Raw genomic sequence first — 21,686 nt, 5'->3', positions numbered from 1 at the left:
CGGTTCAATGATAGCAAGGAGGGATCGAAGTGTCGGAATATCAGCAGGTTTTGGAGGAGAAGGCGAAGCTGGACAGCTATATGGTCAGGCAGTTTAAATTTATCCACATTGAGGAAAATTTGAGCGGAGCGACGGTAACGCTCCAGCATCCGGGCGGAGAAGCCGCAACGGTTCAGCTGCTTACTGCCGAAGCGCGCAAATATTTAACCAATTTGCTGATCAAGCAGCTGGCGCAGGCCCGGGCATCGGCTGCTGCAGCCTCTTCCAGCTCAGGCGCTGCGCCATCAGCGTAATCCTCGCCATCCGCTGCCCCCTTAGCGGATGGCCTCGCGCGTATATTCATAGGCGTTCACTGCGAGCTCAATGGCGAGCCGCTTATCGGCGTTCATAAAATCTTCGCCCAGCAGCGCAATGATTTTATCAAGGCGATGATAAAGCGTCTGCCGGGCGATGAACAGCTCGCGGGCTGTATCCTGCTTGGAGCCGGAGCGGATTAAATAGGTTTTCAGCGTCAGCAGCAGCTGGCCGTGTTTTTCCTTGTCATAGGAGACAAGCGGCTCAATGTATTCGCGGATCAGTTCATCCAGCATCCCGCTTTTTTTCAGCGCGGAAATGATTTTGTACGTATGCAGCTCGTCGAAAAAGGGGGCTGGCAGCGGCCCGGCATCCCGTTGTATAGCAAGCGTCTCTTTGGCTGCTGCATAGCTTTCCGCTGCTTGGTCGACCTGTGCGGCCAGCTTGCCAATGCCCCAAAGCCCGGAGAAGAGCGCCGGCTCCTGCTTCATCTCCGTCTTGCGCAGCCGCTCAACTGCTTGCAGCAGGCGCTCCTTCCATTTTTGGCGCTCCAGCTGATCCAGCAAAATAAACACAATTTGCCCTTGCAGCAGCAGCGGGAGCAAATAAAAGCCCTCCCCCTCAAAAATCGCCCGCGCCACCCGGTAGCGCTGGAGCAGCAGCGATTCAAAATCCGCCGCTTCCATGTGCGAGGCTTCCAACTGAAACACGCATACCGCTACGCTGCCAAGCTTGGCAGACGGTTTAATACGGCGAATATAATCGTTGATTTCGGTTAGGCCATGTTTGCCGGAAAGCCAGTCGCCAAGCCAGAGATCGTCTTGGTAGCGGCGTTTCTCCTCGGTATATTGGGTGCGCATCATTTCCTGGGCTACCGCAGTCGCACAGCGATCCAGCGCAAGAATTTGAAATTCAGTCAGCTCCTGCCTCGCGTGAATGAGCAAATCAGCGAATAGATGGCCGAGCGCCACAATGGGCCGATGAGCAAGCTGCTGGCTCAGCAGCGGAGCGGAGAACATTTCATTGTAAATCCACCGCTCGTAAAATTTGTCGGCTTTCGCTTTCGTCATGAAGGGGACAAACTGGGCTTCGGCATTCAAGGGAAAAAAAGCGACCTGCGCACCCGTTGTTTGCTGAAGCAGCTCCAGAAGGGGCCTCAGGCCCTTGCCGGACAAGAGCAGCTGTCCGAGCTGCCTGGATAACGTCTCCAGTTCGGACACCATTTTATGATGCTGATTAATGAAGTGGGCATGAAGATCCTGAGTGATATCAATGTAGCGGACTTGCTCGTGGAAGAGGAGAATGGGGAAATGCTCGCGTTTTGCCAGCTCCAGCATCCGTGCCGGCGGTCTGGAAGTATAAGTGACCAGCTCAATGCACAGCCCAGATGCGCCGGAATCGAGCAATTGCTGTAGAAAAATCAGGCTTCGTTCTTCATCCTCCTGCCAGCCGATGCCTGTCGTCAAAATCAGCTCGCCGCCGCTTAAAAGCTGGCCAGCTTGAATGACCTCCATAATGTGGACCCATCTGACGGTGCGGTTTAAGGCATCTTCACTTGCGAGCACCTCGGCTTTCTGGAACAGCGGCCGTTGTAAAATATCGCGGATTGTCAGCTGCAGCAGCGTTTGTACGATAGTGTCCACTCCCCTCATGTGAAGATAGTTGACACTATTATACAGGATTTTCATTTGAAAGTAGATACCGACCCTATTGCGTGCGGCTGGCAGGTTTGGCTTTGCGAAAAAAGCCGAGCAGGAAGGCGATAAACAGAATGGCTATTTGCACAGGAGTTACGTACCTTACCGTATATTTCAGCCCAATCCACAGATGAACCGTATTGTTCGGTTCGGCAAAGGAGGCGCTGTAAATCAATACTGCGACGATAATCGCGCATTTGCGGTACGGAATTTTCAGCAGTGAGCTGAGCGCCAGAACGGCGGCCATAAAAAGCAGCGACAGCTTGACGAACAGCCCGATAATAAGCAGAATCGTTACGACTACATCGAGCCGTTCCAGAAAGTCAGCAATGCGAATGAGCTGGACGGCTTCAAGAAAAGGCATCATGCTGTAGCCTGAGAGCGCAGGGCCGAGCACGGACATAATGAGCATATTCATGAAAACCAGAAATAGGGAGACGATCGTATAAGCGCTGTAGGTGGTGCGAAGCCTTGAGGCAATCGGCTTTACATATTTCCAGAACATTAACATCGTTAGCATCTGTGCGAATGGAAACGCGACGATATCCGGCACGGCCGCTTTGAAAATCGGCGCTAGGCCATCACTCATAATTGGCAGCAGGCGGTGATAGTCCGGCAGTCCGGTCTGAATAAGCAGCGCGATAAGCAGAATATAGCTGAAAAATACGATCGGAAACAGCAGCTCCACCAGCCGAAAAAATACCTCGACTCCTTTCCAAATCGCATATAAGGACAATAAAATGATGAGCAGCATAATGCTCCATTGCGGCGTTTTGTTCAAAATGGTCATGACGGTCAGCTCGCCAAAATCGCGGACGTTTCGCATCGATTCATAGGCAAATATAAGTGCCTGCGGCACAGCAAGCGTAAAACCCAGCCATTTGCCAAACAGCTGCTTATAGAGCTCTGGCATGTCAGCGTCTGGGGACCGAGTTTGAATGCGCAGCAGCATCCAGAGAAAAATCCCGCCAATCACTGCCCCGAGCGCCATCGCAAGCCATGAATCCTGCTTCGCATCTACGCCCAGCTCGAAGAGGGGGGTGCTGCCGATCTGGAAAAGCAAAATCATGATGGCAAGCTGAAACTTGCCTATTTTGGGTGCCTTCGCCATCGCATTTTACCCCTCCTTCGAGCGTGTATTAGTATGCAGCGCAGGCTGCGCGTGCAAATCTGGCGTCGCTATTTTCTCGTTTTTGATTGCGCCTCTTTGAAGGTAAAGTTGCTGAACCCAATGCGGGCAAGCTTGAATTTGACATCCAAATTCAGCACCGTCTCGGGAAATTCCTCATTCCAATCCTTCTGTATTTGCTTCCACTGCTGCGGATATTTCATGCTTATGGCTTTGCCGAATCCGACGATATCCGTCTTCAGACGGCTTGCCGCCTTCCAGCTCGTTTCCATCCCTCGTTTAATTTCTTCGGCGATTCTTAGCTCCTCCTGCTTTAACAGCCCCGGCTGCTGAAGATCGTTCGGGCAAGTATATTCAAGGAGTGTCCCATTAGCTTTGACACTTACATTCATGACCCATCTTCCATCGGCCCGCTGCTCCGGCTTCACCGTGGTGGAGGCTCCCCCTATAATAACGGAGGAATCCTTTTTGCTCCCCTGACCTCTGCAATCAAAGCTAATGGTCGTCCGCTTGACCTGATCGGACAGCCACATGACGCCGGCCGCTTCATCCGGTGTGAGCCAACCGGCCAGCTTGTCACCGGAAATAACGCCAAGGTCTCCCAGCTTGATTTTTGCTCGGGTATAGGTGTTCTGCAGGGAGCTTACGGAACTGAGAGGCTGCTTGGAACCGGAAATTTCCAGCTCAGGAATGCCGGTTGCCTGCGTAGGGCCAAGCAGCTCGAGTAAAATGCGATACATTGTCATATCGGGATAGACGGAGCTGCTTGCAGCTTCGTTTTCGACCAGACGCTGGACAGCGGTACCGGGAATTTTCTCCACAGGGAGCAGCTGCTCAATGAGCTTGCGCGCTTTGCCCTTGGCAATGAACATCGACACCGTTTCGCGGGCATCGGTGTTGCGCATATAGATTTCCATCAGCGGCGAGATTCCCTTCTTCGCGACCGTCTCGCTAATGACAATGATTTGATTATGGGCAAAATAAAGCTTGCGCGACATTTCGCGGCTGGCATCGCCGATGGCTTTGCGAATGCTATCTGCCTCGGTCGAAAATACGTTCACCGGGGCATCGCCCGTAGCAGCGCTATTGCCTTGAGAGGAAATGGCCTGCGGGATGACCATCTGGTAAGATACAATCCATTTCCCTTTTTCCCAATCTACTGCCGTGGCAGAAATAATGCCGATTTCATTCATTTCAACGCGATTCCAGCAGCCTCCCAGCAGCATGAATATGAGCAAAGAGCCTACGATGCGGGTAAGCAGGCGATACATATGCGGATTCCTCCTTTCAGCGTACGCCGCTTGTACAACCGCGGGCTCTCGACTAGATTTGGGCAGCTAAGCTTTATTCGGCCTTGCTAGTGCGATTAATTTTGTTCGTAGCTTCTCGTTTCAGCAGAGCTTTATGGGGTGCGCGAATGAACGTATCCTTCATGGCCGACCAATTGAAGGGAGCAAGCGGCGTCATATACGGAACGCCAAACGATTCAAGTCCAGCCAAATGGATGAGCATCGCCATAAATCCGGCGACAATGCCCATAAAGCCGAACACGCCAGCGAGCAGCATGAACGTGAAGCGAATGAGCCTAGCGGAAATCGCAATATTGAACTGCGGAATGACAAAGCTGGATATGGCGGTGAAGGACACGACCATGACCATGCCGGCGGATACGATTCCGGCATCTACGGCGGCTTGTCCTAAGACGAGTGCGCCTACGATGGAAATGGCTGGACCAATAGCTCGTGGCATCCGTACGCCTGCTTCACGCAATACTTCAAAGGTCATCTCCATAATCAGCGCCTCGACCAGCCCCGGAAACGGAATGCCCTCCCGCTGGGCAGCAAGCGTGATGAGCAGTGTAGTTGGCAGCATTTCCTGATGGAATGTTGTCACGGCAATATATAGGGCTGGCAGCAGCATGGAAATGAGAAAAGATACGAAACGAATCAGCCGCAGGAAGGTAGCGATATCAAAGCGGTGGTAATAGTCTTCCGGTGTCTGGAAAAATTGAAACAGCGTGACCGGCGCAAGCAGCACGAATGGCGTGCCATCTACAACAATCGCAATTTGTCCCTCCAATATGCCCCCGGCAACCGCATCTGGACGCTCGGTGTTCATCAGCGTTGGGAAGGGGGTATATCGTTTTTCCTGAATGAGCGCTTCGATATAGCCGCTTTCAAGAATGCCGCTGACTTCAATAGCCTCAAGGCGTTCACGAATGGTCTTTACAGCTTCTGCTGAAGCGACGCCGTTCAAATACAGCATCGCAATTTGCGTACGTGTTTGGCTGCCAACAACCATCGATTCGATATGCAAGTCCGGCGACTTAATGATTTGGCGCATCAGATTAATATTTGTACTCAAGATTTCATTGAAGCTTTGCTGTGGCCCGCGCAGCACGGTTTGGGTAGTCGGCTCACTGACTGTTCTGCCTTCTTTGCTGCTGACATTAATCATCAGCCCGCTGCTCGCTTCCTGGACAAGCAGGAGACAGTAACCATTCAGCAGCATATCGATCGCTTCTTCTATGGAATCGGTGCAATAAGTCGAGCCGACCTGTATAATCTGTTCCTTAATCAAATGAATTAAAGCGTTGCTGCGCTCCTCCGCTTGTTTATCTTCCTCCATTAAGGGGCGCAGGACGGATTCATTTAACGTCGCCTCATTGACCATTTCGCTCAAATAGACGAGCGACATCGTAATCTCTGGAGCCAAGTCGCTTGCAAAAGGCTTAATTTCGAGATCAGAGCTGTGACCAAGCAGCTTAGTAAACGTATCTATATTGGATTTGAGCGAAGGGCTGAACGGTTGTTCCTTATGCTTCTTCCGGGGAGAGCCGCCCTTCGGCTGATTCAAGCCACCTGATTTTGTATGGTTGAAAAACATGCCAGTGCCACCCTCCTTGAATAGGATCGGAGTGCGGCTAGGTAAGGGATCACGCCAGTCGCCAAAGCTCTCCAAGTCATAATTTGGCTAAAAGCTTACCCTTTTATGTATGAAAAGGAATAGGGGTAATAGATAATAAAAGCAATTGGAAGGAGTGTGACGGAATATTCGACAGCAGCGAACAACGGCAGCCAGATTCATTGGCTGTGTATTATTTGCTTTATTATTTGTGGTTGCGGGGTTTTAACATTTTCGGGAGGCGCAGGGCTTTGCCGAGATGCTGCCTGATTTTGTTCCATTGCGGCTTGAAATCATTTATGCGACAGGTATAGTGGAGTGGATATTTGCGCTGCTGCTGTTCGTACCTTCTGTGAGAAGGAAGACGGGGAATTGGATTGTTTGGTATTTAGTGCTGATTTGGTGGGTTTGGTGGGCGACGCGTTTGCCAAAGAGTCGTAACGGGTAAGCGAGTGGAGCGCAAGCCTATAGTGAAAAGAAAAAAACAGCATGACCGATTCAGCGGTCATGCTGTTTTTGTTGATTGCTCAGCGGCTGCCTGAAGTTTAAGGCGTTACCGCTGCGTTATTTTTTTGCAGCCTATTAAGGTGCTGTTTGTGGATCAGGCTGTTGCTCTGGCTGCTGTTCAGGTTGTTGCTCCTGCTCCGGTTGTTGTTCTGGCTCTTCTTCTTGCTCTGGTTCTTCAGAAGGTCTTTGATTGTTATCTACGATGTTCAGACCCCTTACAGGATTCGTATTCGAGAATGCATTAACATCCGTGAATGTAACTTGACCATCTGTGATGGTCATCGTGAATACAGTCCAATAAATCTCATTGCCTCTATCGGTTGGCACTTCGTACACTTTAATTGGTGTAGGGGAAGAACCACGGTACACTTCAATTTTGGCACCGGAAGCCGAAATTGTGCTTGCTCCGGAGAAGTGATGCACATAGAAAGTGTACGTGCCGTTTGTATCTTTACGGATCGTTGTTGTTTCAGGTCCATACGAAGTTACATCATCCAAGTCTAGATCAACCATTTTGGTATTGTTATAATAATAAGCTTTACCACCATACCAAGTGTGGAAGATACCGCCTTGTGCAGCTGGTCCAATTAGATGCGAATCCAGATCGGCAGGGTCCTTGCCCCATGTCAATACGATACGCGTTTCATTTTCGGACGGAATGCCGATTGCAGTTTGATTTTCATTCTGGTTATTTACATTTACTGCCGATACAGCAGTCATGTAGGTTGTTACGTATGGCGTGCCTACGCCGCCCAGCTCACCTGTGTAAATGCCAGGAGCCAAATAAATGTAATATCTTCCGTTAGCATCGGTTACAGCTGTTCCAACAACAGGGCCACTTGTAGCGCCGAGGCCTTTGCGGAACTCAATCGTCAGGTTAGCTACAGGATTACGGGCAACATCAATGATGGTACCGCCGAAGCCTGTCAGTTTAACCGAACCGCTTTGGCTGCCTGCGAACTTGGTTTTGGCTTCATTCGCTTCCACATGAACGTACAGCGTGGAGCCATAGCTTTGAACCGGATTAAAGGTGATTTTGCCGTCCGCATATTGCAAGCCGCTCAGCTCATAAGCTGCACCGTTCAGCGTTGCGGAAATTGCGAAATCAGACAGGCTCACATCCTCCACTTGCTGATCAAAAGAAACATCGACTGCGCCGTTCGTTACTTGTACAGTGGAAATCGTCGGGTACCCTTGCTCATAAACGGCTACTGTTACAGGAACCTGTACATTGTACAAGCCATAGGTTGCTGTAATGAAGGTTGTACCTTCGCCGACAGCTTTAACCTTGCCGTATACGACTTCAGCTACAGAAGCATCTGAACTGGTCCAGTTGGAATGAGTCGTAATATCTTTAGCGTTAGCTGTGTATTTCACGCCTGTCGCAACGATTTGACGTGTTGCTCCAATCGCTGAAAGCTCAAAGCCTAGAGCAGGTTCAGCAATGATGCTGGAAACCGCAGGATCGGCTTGCAGGTTTGGCTGGCTTGGCAGCGAGCTGAAGTCTACGCCGTCTGCATTGACCACTGCATCAGTAATCGAGCCTTGTCCAAGGAAGGAAACGATCGCATCAAGTACGGCATTTGCAACGTTAGAGCCATGTTCCAGGTGGAAAACGGTATTCAGTGCGCTTGCGAATACATCCAGCTGACCGATAGAGCCGTTCTCGCCTAGCGTGATGGCTGCTTGTTCAGCATAGACGGAAACCGAATTAAATACGCCGTTTAACGAAACTTGTGCGTTATGTGGAACGTTGCTTGAGATGGTGATGTTTCCAACTTGTCCAACCCCTGGCTGTGTTTCGATAATAGCGCCAGAGCGAATCGTAACCTGCTGAACATCGGTTCCATTTTCCAATACGAGACGAATGCTTCCATCTTGCTTGTCTACAATGACGGTTGCCAGAGTGGAGTTTTGTACGTGAATACTGTTAGGGCCGCCACCATTAATGGTCGTCGATCCGCTAACGGTAACGTTCTGGAGCGTTACATCGCCATTGCCGATGCTAGTTTCCAAGTACAGATTACCCGAAATCGTTGTGTTTTTAAGGGTAACATTGGCAGCGTAGATGCGGACATCGCCAGTCACCGCACCCAGCGTGTGCTCACCTGCGGAATTAATGGAAGTGCTCGTCGATCCGCCATTATTTCCACCGTTATTTCCACCATTGTTTCCACCACCGCTGCTGCTGTCTGATGACTTCGGCGGGTTTGTTGGAGTCGGGGTAGCAGACGGTGCTGGTGTAGCAGTTGCACCGAGCGAAGCGGCTGCCAGCTCATAGGACGATTTGTTGAAGACGAATTCGTAGGCTAGACGAGCTAGCGCTTGACGATCTGCTACGCCCGAAGGATTGAAGCGAGTTGTACCGTCTGCATTGGCTACGCCTTTAATGAAGCCGATTTGGTAGGCGAAGGAAACGGAGCTTTTCGCCCATGCCGATACAGTGGAGAGATCCGAGAGCTTCTCATCCAGCGGCACCGCTTTAGCAGCTTGCTCCAAGCCGAAGGCGCGAACAAAGAATACGGCGAGCTCTTCGCGTGTAACGGTTTTGTTCGGAGCAAATTGGTCGGCGGAAATGCCTTGCGTAATGCCGGATTTCACAAGTGCGCCAACATAGCCGTTATACCAGCTGTTGCTGGCCACATCTTTGAAAGATGCGGCGCTTGCAGCATCCTGCTCTTTGCCTAGAGCAAGCACAAGCACTTTAGCTAGTTCCGCGCGAGTAATAGAGTTCGAAGGCTTAAAGCTGCCGTCGCCATAACCGCCGAGAATGCCTTTTTCTACTAGAGCGGTTACTTCATCTTTAGCATAAGATTTCTCGATGTCTGTGAACGACACGGAGGAGGCGGCTGCCTCTGCGCCAAAGGCGATATAGTTCGTGGAAAAAATCGATAAGACCATTGCAAAAACAAGTGCGACTGAAATACGTTTGCTTGCCATGTTGCCAATCATCATAACTCTCTCCCTTATCTATTCTCTGTTTGCCAAACAATTGCATATTGTGCATAGGACCTAAAACAATAAGACTATGTACTCACTCTGCATAGAAGATAAAATAGGTCTTTTTGCTCAATAGTATAATACTACCATGGAAAATAATGAATAGGGAAGATGTTTTATTGAATTTATCAAAATGTTTTGTTGAATAAAGCTGAATAAAGTAGAAAAAACGCATGTATCTAAGGATTCAAGCGATAAACTAAATATGGGTAATTGTTGCAAATTTACAAATAATCAAAGTGACCTTTACATTCCCCTATCAATTCTCTTATAAACTAGTTGTGTTGAAGCATTATCCAATCTAGTTAATAGGAGGATGTACATGTTAAAGAGGTTCCATGCTCGTGCAGCCAAGGTAGCACTGGCAGTCGCGACTATTGTGGCAGTAACAACTGTAGGGGGAAACAGCGGAGTGAGCGCAGAGGATGAGCAATCGCCAATCAAAAATGTGATCATTCTCATTCCTGACGGCATGGCAAATGATGCAACGGCGCTCGCCAGATGGTATAAAGGCTCTTCCTTAACGCTTGATCAAATGGCGAGCGGCATGGTCCGCACCCACTCGGCAGATGCGCCGATTGCGGATTCTGCTCCTGCGGGCACCGCTTTTGCTACTGGACATAAATCGCATACGGGGTTTGTTGGCGTTTTGCCAGACAAGGCTACGATGCCGGGCCAAAAGGCTATCGCCCCGGGCGATGAGAGAAAGCCGGTTGCTTCTGTGCTGGAAGCTTCCAAGCTTGCGGGAAAAGCGACGGGCATCATTGCAACCTCGGAAATTATGCATGCGACTCCGGCTGATTTTACCGCTCACTATCCAGACCGTAAAAACTACGATGCCCTAAGCAAGCAGCAGGTATATAATCAGGTCGATGTTGTATTAGGCGGCGGCAGCGATTATTTGGTTCCGTCCGGCCGCAGCGATGGCGAAAATTTGGTTTCCTCCATTAAAGCGCTCGGTTACGACTATGTCACGACGCCAGCGGCGATGAAGGCCTCCAAATCGGGCAAGCTATGGGGCATGTTTGCTCCGGCAGGCCTGTCCTATGATATGGACCGTGATCCCGCTAAGCAGCCAAGTCTCGCCGACATGACGCAAAAAGCGATCGACATTCTTTCCAAGGATAAAGACGGCTTTTTCCTCATGGTAGAGGGCAGCAAGGTGGATTGGGCAGCTCATGCCAACGATCCAATCGGTATTATCAGCGATGTGCTGGCCTTTGATAATGCGGTTAAAGTAGCGTTGGATTTTGCGAAAAAGGACAAGCAGACAGCCGTTGTTGCTGTAACGGACCATGGCAATGGCGGTTTGACGATCGGCAGCGCCGCAACGACAGGCACCTACGATAAGGAGCCGTTGTCCACCTTCATTGGCCCGCTGAAGAAAGCGAAGCTGACGGGTGAGGGCTTGGAGGCGAAGCTGGATGCGAAGAGAACGAACATTAAATCTGTGCTTCAGCAATATTATGGCATTTCGGATTTGACGACGGAGGAAATGGCGGCGATTAAAGCTGCGGAGCCGGGCAGAATGAATTATGCAGTAGGCCCTATGATCAGCAAGCGTGCAGGTATTGGCTGGACAACTGGCGGACACACCGGCGGAGATGTGGTGCTGTACACATATGCTCCGAATAATGACCGGCCATTTGGCGTCATCGACAATACCGATATTGCGAAGTATATGGCTCGCGTGCTGGATCTTGATTTGGATGCGGTCAGCAAGCAGCTCTTCGTGCCGGCTAAGCAGGCTTTTACGGCTAAAGGCGCGAAATACGAGCTTAACCTGAAGGATGCGAAAAACCCAACCATCCTCGTGACGAAGGGCAGCCAGAAGCTGGAGCTGCAAATTTACAAAAACATCGCCGTCCTGAACGGAAAGAAAACGACCCTTAAAGGCGTCATCGTTTACAACGGAACCGATGCGTTTGTGCCGCAGGATGCTGTAGATCTGATTAAATAAGCGATGGATTGTGAAAATAGTGCAAAGAGCAAGAGCCCGCATTGGCTGCGGGCTCTTCTTTTTGCTGCTATGCGCTATATTGACTATGGAATGATTAGCCTGTTATGTGGTGGGCCGCTTATTTTCCCTCTATGCTTGCAGCGGAAACCTCGCCCAGCGCTCGCAAAGTCAACAGAACATGCTCCAGCAAGCTCGGAATATCCTCCATTTGCTCCTCGTTGATTTTGCGCTTGAACGATAGCTTAATCTCGTTCTGATGCTCCGCCTGCCCCTCTGAGTAGACAAAGCTGAGCGACTGCACAGGGACAGGGTTTTCCGGCCAAATCCGCTGGAATACCGCTTCAATCTGCGGACATTGCTGCTCGAAATCCTTCACCCTCATATGAAAAAGCAAGCTCAGCTCGCAGCCGGGCGCCTCTCCCGGCAGCTCCAATAGCTCGGCGGCCAGCTCCTTCAATGAGGCTTCGAGCCGCAGCTCGGCGGTTACGGCTTCCTGCCCGGTTAAGTGGAAGGCAAGGCTGAAGGCTCGTCCCATAACGGACATTTCCATCGTATCTTTGCGGCCTGTTATCTGAATCGTTTCGTCCAGCGTATCCAGATCGTACAGCTGATTTTCAAAAGCAACCTTCAAATTATCGAATACGGTTGGATCAAACATCTTTTTTCCCTCGCAGTGGTCATATTTTTAATGTCGAAGCAAATATTGAAGCGTTTCAATAGAGCTGTGTTCATTATACAATGGTTTTCTGGCGAAGGTGAGAACGATCAGATTTGAAAGAGGTGATGGGATGGCGTTTGATTCACATTTAGATCATTTCTTACTGCATTATTTTAAGAGCCTGCCTTTAAAAAGCCCGATATTTTATAATGCGCCAGTAGGCATTAGATTCGAAATGGGCGGAGACATATGTGAAGCTGCGGCTAGAGCTGAGAAAGTCAAAAGCAGAGCGCTGGCTTTATTTAATGCGATTAATCGATGCGAGGATTTTATTTATTTTGTACTGTTCATGGATAGCTGGGACGAGCACCCGGTTACTCTTTTTGAAAAAGATGTGTATAAGACTTTCAATGATTATATTAGCGGCATTCCTATAAGTGAAGTATCAAAGCAAGAGCAGGAATATCGATACAAGAGCCCGGATGATGCGGATGATATTGTGACGGTAAGGTACTATGCCCGCGTGAAGCTTCAAAATTTGAACGTTAATTCTCTTTTAGAGGCGATTGCAAATCGTTCGCTTGGTCTTGAGCCAATTATTGATGGGGACATATATATCATTAATGAAACGAACAAAACGATTTTTCATCTCTATGATGACAGAGGACTGGACATTATCGCTGAAAAAGTGGAGACGTTACGGGGGATATATGAGCAGTATAATGATTGGATTTTAGATTATGATCGGAAGAAAGTGGACGAATGGTTTACGCTGTGAAGCTTTTTGCTGTGAATTTTTGGAGGGATAATTGGAATGGACGAGCGGGGAACCACATGCTCCAGCTTGAAAATAAAAGGTTTATCGCGGACAATGGACTGACGCTGTATACGACCTGTGAGCCATGTCCTATGTGTACAGGGACGATTGTATTGTCGATGATCAAAAAAGTCCTTAACATTTGCAAAAGAGTCAACTGCAAAACCCACCGCTAGCCTTTATCCGGCTGTTGGTGGGTTTGCTTTTTTTAGACGAATGGATACATTGATCTGATTAATCCACTGTAATCTTCAACACAACCGGATAAGAGCTGCGAACATCATTCGTCTTCACGACGAGTGCTTCTGCTGTGCGTTCCCATACAGGCTGCTCCTCGAAGCCGAGTACTTCGATCTGCTGAATAATGCCTTGAAAATCGTGGGATTTCTCCTTCAGCGACGTAATTTTAACCTCGCCGTCCTCTGGATAGACGAGTACGGTGGCATACAGGCTGCTTCCCTTCACGGTAAAGCGGATATCCTGCGGTGTGAAAATTTTGCTTTTACCGTCCGTAAATTGTCCCTCTACAGCCTTCGTCGGTCCTTCCCCATAAGTGCGCCAGTAGCTTGTATCATAGATGGCCTCGCCGTTCGTCTCAAGCCATCCTCCGATCGCGAGCAAAATGTCCTGATCCTCCTGCGGGATCGTGCCATCGGCTTTCGGGCCAACATTGAGCAGCAGATTGCCGTTTTTGCTGACGATATCGACCAAATCTTGAATGAGCTCCAGCGGCGATTTATAATCATTGTTAGGCGTGTAGCTCCATGAGTTTCGGGCAACAGCCGTATCGGTCTGCCAGTAATACGGCTTCAGCTCAGCGAATTGTCCGCGTTCCACATCGGGAACGGCGCTGCCGAGCATGTAGGCGTCATGCTTATAGTTAATGATGCCCTCGAAGCCAAGCTCAGCGGATTTATTGTAATAATAGGCTGCGAGCTTTTTCAAATACGGCTTGAACGAGGCATGCTGAATCCACCAGTCAAAATATAAAACTTTCGGCTCATAATTATCGATCAGCTCGCAGCAGCGAATGAGCCAGTCTTCCATATATTCATCCGTCGGTGGCGATTCATACAAGTTATGATGATCCGGCTCCGGCATAGAAGGCCAATACAAGTCGCCGCACGCAAGCGGTTCATGGATATCGGATTCAAACTCCTTGCCATGCGACAGGAAGAACCAATGCTCTGCACGGTGTGACGAGACGCAGAAGGTCAAATCCTTTTGCTCGAAAGCGGTTTTCATCTCATTCAGCAAATCCCGTCTAGGTCCCATTTCATAAGCGTTAAAGCGGGAAATGGCGCTTTTGTACATTTGAAAGCCGTCATGATGCTCCGCAACGGGCATCACATATTTCGCTCCCGAGCGCTGGAACAGGTCGGCCCACTCTTCGGCGTTGAATTTTTCAGCCTGGAACATCGGGATAAAATCTTTATAACCAAAGTTTTTATGCTCGCCATAGGTGGCAATATGGTGCTCATATTCCTTGCTGCCCTGGATATACATATTCCGCGGATACCATTCGCTGCCGAAGGCCGGAACGGCGTACACGCCCCAGTGAATGAAGATGCCGAATTTAGCTTGCTTATACCAAGCCGGAACCTCAAATGCGCCGAGAGATTGCCAATCGTCACGATAAGGGCCCTGCGCAATCGTTGCGGCTATTTGGTTCAAATACTCTTGTTTATTCATGGTTTCTGTTACCGTCCTTTCCGATTTGAAATCTACATGGCTATTCTAGCAAGCGTTAACAGGATTAAGAATGTGGGACACTAACTTTTATTTGTATAAAATTAACCATGGAAGCGGGTTTGCCCCATGAATGCTCATTCCTTGCTCGCCTATTATTTGTCCCATATGCAGGTGGAGCTATTTATCGCCCATCATAATACGGTCAGCACCGAATGGCAGGATCTCGATTTTACGCCGGATTACAGCAAGTTTTATTACATCGAGCATGGCAGCGGCTGGCTCAAAATCGGGGACGAGGAGTATTCGCCTGCTCCAGGCGAGCTTATTCTGGTGCCGGAGGGCGTGCCCCAATCGTATTCGGTCATAGAGGGGAGTGCCACATACCGCAAATATTGGTGCCATTTCAGCGCCAAGGTTGGGGAAATCAACCTGTTCAAGCTGCTGGATGTGCCTTATCTGTGCACGGCTGCTGATCAGGAACGGGTACGGACGATTTTTGCCGAGCTGGTGTTTTATGCGAACGACCAGACAATCTATGCCAGGCTGCTTGCAAAAGCGAAGCTGCTGGAGCTGTTTTCATTGTTCATTATGCAGCAGGGCGAGGAGAGCATCAGCTTGAAAAATGCGGCTGCCACCCAGCGGCTGACAGAAATTTTGAGCTATATCCATATGAATAGCGGCAGCGATATCACCATTCAAGACCTGGCAAAGCGGGCGTGCCTGCATCCGAACTATTTTATAAGAATGTTCAAGGAGCAAATGGGCGTGCCGCCGATTCAATACATCGCTCGTTTGAAAATCGAAAAAGCGAAGGAGCTGCTGGCCGATTCAACGCTCAGCGTTAGCGAGGTCGCCGAGCAGGCGGGCTTTAATGACCTGTTTTATTTTTCAAAGCAATTCAAGAAAATAGCGGGCCTGTCTCCGACAGAGTTTAGAAAACAAGGGCCATAAAAAACCAGCTTCATTCTCCCATTGTTCTCCATTACGGATATCGTTCCCTGATCCAGCAAATAATAAAGCGTCGCAACTTATTGGCGCTGTCAGAGAAGTCTGATACTGACAATGATGGAGGGTAAAGCATGTTCAAACGCTTGGATGAAGTGTTGATCGAAATTCCGAATGTCGGGCGGCCTGAGCCGAACGCGGCGGCTGCGGTGCAAGAGCTGCTGGGCGGAAAATTTGGCGAAATGTCTACGCTGAGCAACTATTTGTACCAGTCGTTTAATTTTCGCTCGAAAACGAAGCTGCGCCCGTTTTATGATTTGGTTACGAGCATTACGGCGGAGGAGCTAGGCCATGTCGAGCTCGTCTCCCACGCGATTAACCATTGCTTGCATGGCTCCACGACACCGGGCAAGCCGGATGAATCGCCGCTGAAATCCGTTAAGGACTGGCGGATGTCGCTTCCTTTCCTGTCTGGCGGACAAGGCGCATTGCCCGTTGATTCAATGGGGCGGCCGTGGACGGGCGAGCATGTATTCAACAGCGGAAATTTGGTCGAGGATTTGCTGCATAATTTCTTCCTGGAGGTTGGCGCCAGAACCCATAAAATGAAGGTGTATGAAATGACCTCCCATCCGGCTGCGCGTGAAGTAGTCGGCTATTTGCTCGTACGGGGCGGTGTCCATGTCGTGGCGTATGCGAAAGCGCTGCAAGTGGCGACCGGCGTCGATGTGACGAAGCTGATTCCAATTCCTTCTCTTAATAACAAAGCATTCAATGAAGCGCGCAAGTATGAGGAGAAAGGCGTTCATACGAAGCTTTATACGTACAGCGATAATGATTTTAAAACGATTGACCAAATTTGGAAGGGCACGCATCCAGAGGATGGGCAGCCGCTTGAGGTTATTCATGGGTTGCCGAAGGGCGTGCCTGTACCGGAATATCCAGAGGTGGAGGAGGAATTCGCGCCGGGCATTTCCGCTGAGGATTTTGCTGCCATTGCGGAGAGGCTGAAGGCCGCGGGTAATATCCATTAACCTTGCCTGCACACAGGATGCCAAATGGAGACACAGCCCCGTTTCCATGAAAAAGAACGCTAAACAGCCAACACCTGCCGTCTATTTTCGGCTAGTGCTGGCTGTTTATTTAATAAACCTATGCTAAGGCTGATCCGGAAGCTTAAGCTCCTGCAACGGCGACAAAATGTCCCGGCTTCACTTCAATAAAGGAAGAATGCTCCAGTCCGTACGGATCGGCTTTGGCTGCCTCTGTATGCGGCAGCAGCCGCTTCTTCGACTCAATCGCAGGATCAGGAACCGGGATAGCTGCGAGCAGCGACTTCGTATAGGCATGGAGCGGATTCGAATACAGCTCCTCGCTTTCAGCCAGCTCAACAATTTTGCCCTTATACATAACCGCGACCCGGTCGCTAATATGCTTAACCATGGATAGATCATGGGCGATAAACAGGTAAGTCAGGCCAAGCCGCTGTTGAAGCTCCTCCAAGAGCTTCACAATTTGCGCCTGAATCGAGACGTCAAGGGCAGACAGCGGCTCGTCGCAGACGATAAATTCCGGCTCGACCGCCAGCGTGCGGGCGATGCCAATGCGCTGCCGCTGCCCGCCGGAAAACTCATGCGGATAGCGCAGGGCATGGGAGGCGTTCAGCCCGACCAATTCCAGCAGTTCCTCTACGCGTTTGAGACGGTTTGCCTTGCCCTTCGTTAGGCCATGAGCGTCCAGCGCCTCGCCGATAATATCGACAATGCGCAGGCGCGGGTTAAGCGAAGCATAGGGATCTTGAAAAATAATGCCCATATGCCGCCGCATTTGCTTCATCTCGGCCCGGTTTAAATGCTGGAGCGGAATGCCCCGGTATAGCACTTCCCCGCCAGTCGCTTCGTTTAACCGCAATATCGTGCGGCCTGTCGTCGACTTGCCGCTGCCTGATTCGCCAACGACGCCAAGCGTCTCGCCAGCTTGAATATCAAAGCTTACATTGTTAACCGCCTTAACGATTTGGCCTTTGCCGAGGTCGAAGTGCTGCCTGAGCGAGCGCACCTGCAGCAGCGGAACATTGTCCTCCGGACGGGCTAGCAACGGCTTCGGCTTTGGCTTCTTCTTCTCATCGAGACGCGGCAGGGCGTGAAGCAGCTTCACCGTATAAGGATGCTGCGGATTTGCGAAAATTTGCTCCGTCGTGCCGCTCTCCACGATTTCTCCATCCTTCATGACGACTACGCGGTCGCACATCCCCGCTACAACGCCCAAATCATGCGTGATCAATATAATGGACGTTCCGAGCTGCTGCTGCAATTCCTTCATTTGCTGCAAAATTTGCGCCTGAATCGTTACATCTAGTGAAGTCGTAGGCTCGTCTGCGATGAGCAGCGAAGGCCTACAGGCAAGGGCAATCGCAATCATCACCCGCTGCCGCATGCCGCCGGAAAATTCATGGGGATATTGATAGTAGCGGGACTCGCTATCAGCTATTCCAACCATATCCAGCATTTCAATTGCCGCTTTGCGGGCCTCCTGCTTGCCAAGCTTGCGATGCTTGATTAAGCTTTCTTCAATTTGCCGGCCGATACGCATCGTCGGATTGAGCGAAGACATCGGGTCCTGAAAAATCATGCCGATATCCTTGCCGCGTATTTTCTCCATTTCGTGCTCTGATTTATGAGCGAGATTATCGCCTTGAAACAACACCTCGCCGCCTTTGACGATGGAGGGGGGAGAAGGGAGCAAGCGCATGATCGTGCGGGCGGTTACGCTTTTGCCGCTGCCCGATTCGCCTACGATGCCGAGCGTTTCCCCTGGATGCACTTCGAAGCTTACCCCGCGTACCGCCTCAACCTCTGAATCGCGAGAAAAGAAGGAAACGGACAAATGATTGACTTGTAATAATGGTTTCATATCGTCACCTGTGCAAATCATATTTAGTAGAATGTTGACATTTTGTATTCCTTAAAATAAAATCTACTATATCTATCGGAATAATGCAATTAAAATGCTGAATTAAAAGGAGCGGACAGGCTTGACGGTGCAAGACTTGAAAATTGGAAATGGCATCACAGACTGGGCGGCTGCTGTCTATCGTAAAATGCTTCAGCATCCAGCCTACAGGCTGCTGCTGCTTATTGCAGGCGCACCCGTATCCGCATTCGTATTCGCGGTTTATGTATATCGCAAAGCCCGGTTTGGCTATCGCCGGCTTGAGGAAGAGACGAGACAAGAGCTGCTGCAAGCAGGCAGCATGGACAAGCTGCTGGCGGAGGCGCTGGATCAGTTGCAGCGCAAGCAGCAATTTTTCGGTCAGACGCCCGGCGCACACAAAACGGAGCAGGAAGCGAGGCGAATCGCTGCCGCTAAATTTAAAGAGCAGCTTGCCGCCCGCGTATTGGAACGGCTATCGGAGGAGCCGCAAGGGAAGCTGACGTTCAGCGATACGTTTGACTCCCTGCTCAAGCGGCCCGCATTTTTCGTATTATCGTTTATTCCTGGCCTGCTGATGTACGCCATTATGGCGCTTTATGCGAACCCGTATGTGAAATATATTGCCGAGCGTCTGATTATGGCGATATTTGTTATTTTCGGTGTAGCCTTGTTAGTTTTTACGATTTTATATATTTCGCCAATGAATCCAGCAGCCAACATATTGGGAGAAACGGCTACCGCGGAGCAAATTGCGGCGTTTAACCAGCTGTATGGGCTGGATCAACCTTATCTTGTTCAGCTATGGAATACGATTAAGGGCATATTGACCTTTGATCTGGGCCGTTCCTTCGCAGGCAATGAAAGTGTAACGACAGCTATTGCCGGCAAATTTCCGGTTACGCTGACGCTCACCTTCGTATCGACGTTGATCGCCGTATTGATTGCTTTGCCAATCGGCATTATTTCGGCAACGAGGCCAGGCTCCTTTTTCGACTACACCTTTATGTTCATTGCTTTGCTAGGGCTGTCGATTCCGAATTTCTGGCAAGGATTGATTTTTATTTTGAATTTTTCAATTAAGCTATCCTGGCTGCCAGCAACTTATAATCCGCAAAATGCGCTGTCGGCGATTATGCCGATCATTGTTCTAGGTACAGGTCTGACGGCGGCTGTTGCGCGCATGACTCGATCTTCGACGCTGGAGGTTATTCATGAGGATTATATTACGACCGCCAAAGCGAAAGGGCTGGCCCGCCGGCAGGTCATTTGGAAGCATGCTGTAGGCAATGCGCTCATTCCAATTATTACGGTGATTGGGCTGCAATTTGGCGCGATGCTTGGCGGGGCGGCAGTGACGGAGAAGGTGTTCAATATTAGCGGGATTGGGAGCTATATTGTGGACAAGCAGTTTATTCCGGATATTCCGGCCATTATGGGCGGGGTTGTCTACACGGCAATTACGATATCGGTTATTAACGTCATTGTGGATCTGCTTTACGCCTTCTTTGACCCGAGAATTCGCTCCAAAATGAAACAATACTAAAGCAGGTGCTATCCGTGTCCAATGTTTTCATAAACAAGCAGCAAATTCGATTTAAATTAAAATCCAGCCTGGAGTACAGCCAGTCCAGCTTCGCTGGCATTGTCTCCCTGGCTTTGGCGCTTGTACTGCTGCTCAGTAGCTATACGCCTGCCGACGCTTCGTTCAAGCCGGGGGGACTGGCCCTAAGCGCTGCCTATTTCGTTTTTGCGCTGCTGCAGCTTGCAGTATGGGCGTTCATTCGGCGCGATTTGCTTAAAGGGGGCGGCGAGCTTCGCCGCTCGACTAGAGCGCTCGGCTATGTGCTGCTGCTCAGCCTGGCGACGGCGAATGTGTTCATTGCCACCGCAGCATTCCAGCTCATTAAACGGAAGAAGAGCGCAGCTTATACGCTTGCGGTTTATACCTTGCTAACTACGTTGCTAGTGCTCGCCGTATCTGCTCTAAATTTGTTCAAGCCTTATGTGGCGAATACATTTTTGCTTGGCATGCTGCTGCTTCTCATCTCGGCGTTGGCCCAGCTTGCGAGTCTGCTGCTCGTTGCCAAATACGCTGACAAGGCGGAATTGCCGCGCTGGATGTGGTTGGTCGCCTTGATTCTAATCGCAACGGCAGTGAGCGGCAATCTGTTCGCGCTGTTCCTCGGCTTGCTGCTTATCGCCAAGCTGCGGGATCGAAGCTTTACATCCGGCTCACGGCTTAGCGATGTGGTGGAGCGGCTGTCCAGAAGCTCAACGTCGATGCTGGGACTGCTCTTTATTTTGTTCCTGCTGACCTTGTCGGTCACCAGCTATTTGATCTTTGATTATGGAATGGCTATCGATAATAATTATGGAGCGATTTTGCAGCATCCAAATCTCGCTTATCCGCTGGGGACGGACAATTTCGGCCGGGATTTGCTTTCACGCATCGTATTCGGTGCTAGAATATCGCTGATTGTCGGCTTTTTATCGACGCTCATTCCCGTCCTAATCGGCGGTGTGCTGGGTGCGGTGTCCGGCTATTACGGCCGCCATGCAGATAACATCATCATGCGTGCACTCGATGTGCTGTACGCCATTCCAGGCATTTTGCTGGCTATTGCGATCATTGCCGCTTTTGGCGCCAGCACGACTAATTTGATATTAGCGCTCAGTATCGGCGCTATTCCGACCTATGCCCGAACGATGCGGGCGAATGTGCTGCTCGTTTCGACGCTCGAATATGTACAGGCTGCGCGGGCTTTCGGCTCAGGAGACTTCGTTATTTTGTTCAAGCATATTGTGCCGAACGCTATTGCTCCGATGATTGTGAAATCGACGCTTACGATAGGCACAGCCGTTATTTCAACGAGCAGCTTAAGTTACCTCGGTTTGGGCGTCGAGCCGCATATACCGGAATGGGGCAATATTTTGCGGCTGGGCAGTGCTTATCTGGAAACCCACGCCTATACGGCGATTTATCCGGGGCTGGCGATTATTGCGCTCGTGCTGTCGTTTAATTTTCTCGGCGACGGCCTGCGGGATACATTAGATCCGAAGCTGGATTAGGGCAGTGCTAAAGCTGCAATTGCAGCTGTATTTGCTTTTATATTTGCTGTAACCTCATTCATATTCTATCCAAAGCTACG

General features: G+C 50.1%; 16 protein-coding genes. 8 read left to right on the top strand and 8 right to left on the bottom strand.

The window, feature by feature from the left end; all coding sequences use genetic code 11:
* The first annotated feature begins 29 nt into the window (after window positions 1-29).
* Window positions 30-293, top strand: coding sequence for a hypothetical protein (locus ASF12_RS06805; RefSeq protein WP_056031270.1), 264 nt, complete (start codon window positions 30-32; stop codon window positions 291-293).
* Window positions 294-314: 21 nt separating this feature from the next.
* On the opposite strand, the gene ASF12_RS06800 is transcribed toward ASF12_RS06805, so the two are convergent.
* The 5 genes from ASF12_RS06800 to ASF12_RS06775 all read right to left on the bottom strand — a co-directional run bounded on the left by ASF12_RS06800 (window position 315) and on the right by ASF12_RS06775 (window position 9,486).
* Complete coding sequence (locus ASF12_RS06800) at window positions 315-1,937, bottom strand: PucR family transcriptional regulator (protein WP_235533061.1); 1,623 nt, start codon at window positions 1,935-1,937, stop codon at window positions 315-317.
* Between the two features lie 64 nt (window positions 1,938-2,001).
* The gene (locus ASF12_RS06795) at window positions 2,002-3,102 is read right to left on the bottom strand and encodes a GerAB/ArcD/ProY family transporter (RefSeq protein WP_056031264.1); all 1,101 of its coding nucleotides are present in this window, start codon (window positions 3,100-3,102) and stop codon (window positions 2,002-2,004) included.
* A 68-nt stretch (window positions 3,103-3,170) separates the two neighbouring features.
* The gene (locus ASF12_RS06790; protein WP_056031261.1) at window positions 3,171-4,391 is read right to left on the bottom strand and encodes a Ger(x)C family spore germination protein; all 1,221 of its coding nucleotides are present in this window, start codon (window positions 4,389-4,391) and stop codon (window positions 3,171-3,173) included.
* 73 nt (window positions 4,392-4,464) lie between these two features.
* The gene (locus ASF12_RS06785; RefSeq protein WP_081418647.1) at window positions 4,465-6,006 is read right to left on the bottom strand and encodes a spore germination protein; all 1,542 of its coding nucleotides are present in this window, start codon (window positions 6,004-6,006) and stop codon (window positions 4,465-4,467) included.
* A 600-nt stretch (window positions 6,007-6,606) separates the two neighbouring features.
* Entirely contained in the window at window positions 6,607-9,486 is a 2,880-nt protein-coding gene (locus ASF12_RS06775; protein WP_081418646.1) for an S-layer homology domain-containing protein, read from the bottom strand.
* A gap of 367 nt (window positions 9,487-9,853) precedes the next feature.
* On the opposite strand from ASF12_RS06775, the gene ASF12_RS06770 reads away from it, so the two are divergent.
* The gene (locus ASF12_RS06770) at window positions 9,854-11,491 is read left to right on the top strand and encodes an alkaline phosphatase (protein ID WP_056031252.1); all 1,638 of its coding nucleotides are present in this window, start codon (window positions 9,854-9,856) and stop codon (window positions 11,489-11,491) included.
* Window positions 11,492-11,609: 118 nt separating this feature from the next.
* Here ASF12_RS06770 and ASF12_RS06765 read toward each other — a convergent pair whose 3' ends face one another.
* Window positions 11,610-12,149, bottom strand: a complete 540-nt coding sequence (locus ASF12_RS06765) for a hypothetical protein (RefSeq protein WP_056031249.1) — start codon at window positions 12,147-12,149, stop codon at window positions 11,610-11,612.
* A 130-nt stretch (window positions 12,150-12,279) separates the two neighbouring features.
* Between ASF12_RS06765 and ASF12_RS06760 the strand changes: the two genes are divergently transcribed.
* Window positions 12,280-12,927, top strand: a complete 648-nt coding sequence (locus tag ASF12_RS06760) for a DUF3885 domain-containing protein (protein WP_056031246.1) — start codon at window positions 12,280-12,282, stop codon at window positions 12,925-12,927.
* Window positions 12,912-13,142, top strand: a complete 231-nt coding sequence (locus ASF12_RS06755; protein WP_056031243.1) for a deaminase — start codon at window positions 12,912-12,914, stop codon at window positions 13,140-13,142. Before ASF12_RS06760 ends, ASF12_RS06755 begins: the two co-directional genes overlap by 16 nt.
* A 58-nt stretch (window positions 13,143-13,200) precedes the next feature.
* Here ASF12_RS06755 and ASF12_RS06750 read toward each other — a convergent pair whose 3' ends face one another.
* Entirely contained in the window at window positions 13,201-14,658 is a 1,458-nt protein-coding gene (locus ASF12_RS06750; RefSeq protein WP_056031240.1) for an alpha-L-fucosidase, read from the bottom strand.
* Between the two features lie 126 nt (window positions 14,659-14,784).
* Here ASF12_RS06750 and ASF12_RS06745 point away from each other — a divergent pair, with 126 nt between their 5' ends.
* Window positions 14,785-15,609 carry an AraC family transcriptional regulator gene (locus ASF12_RS06745; protein WP_056031239.1) on the top strand — a complete coding sequence of 275 codons (825 nt, stop codon included), beginning with the start codon at window positions 14,785-14,787 and terminating at the stop codon, window positions 15,607-15,609.
* Window positions 15,610-15,737: 128 nt separating this feature from the next.
* Window positions 15,738-16,637, top strand: coding sequence for a manganese catalase family protein (locus tag ASF12_RS06740; protein WP_056031235.1), 900 nt, complete (start codon window positions 15,738-15,740; stop codon window positions 16,635-16,637).
* Window positions 16,638-16,779: 142 nt separating this feature from the next.
* Here the strand turns inward: ASF12_RS06740 and ASF12_RS06735 are convergent, their stop codons facing one another.
* Entirely contained in the window at window positions 16,780-18,516 is a 1,737-nt protein-coding gene (locus ASF12_RS06735) for an ABC transporter ATP-binding protein (protein ID WP_056031233.1), read from the bottom strand.
* 187 nt (window positions 18,517-18,703) lie between these two features.
* On the opposite strand from ASF12_RS06735, the gene ASF12_RS06730 reads away from it, so the two are divergent.
* Both ASF12_RS06730 and ASF12_RS06725 read left to right on the top strand, forming a co-directional pair.
* On the top strand, window positions 18,704-20,080 hold the full coding sequence (locus tag ASF12_RS06730) for an ABC transporter permease (RefSeq protein WP_081418706.1): 1,377 nt from the start codon (window positions 18,704-18,706) through the stop codon (window positions 20,078-20,080).
* Between the two features lie 14 nt (window positions 20,081-20,094).
* Window positions 20,095-21,606, top strand: a complete 1,512-nt coding sequence (locus ASF12_RS06725; RefSeq protein ID WP_056031226.1) for an ABC transporter permease — start codon at window positions 20,095-20,097, stop codon at window positions 21,604-21,606.
* The last annotated feature ends 80 nt before the right edge of the window (window positions 21,607-21,686 follow it).

It is taken from the genome of Paenibacillus sp. Leaf72 (assembly GCF_001422685.1).
Classification (GTDB): Bacteria; Bacillota; Bacilli; order Paenibacillales; family Paenibacillaceae; genus Pristimantibacillus.
This window is presented reverse-complemented; position numbering and strand designations above follow the sequence as displayed.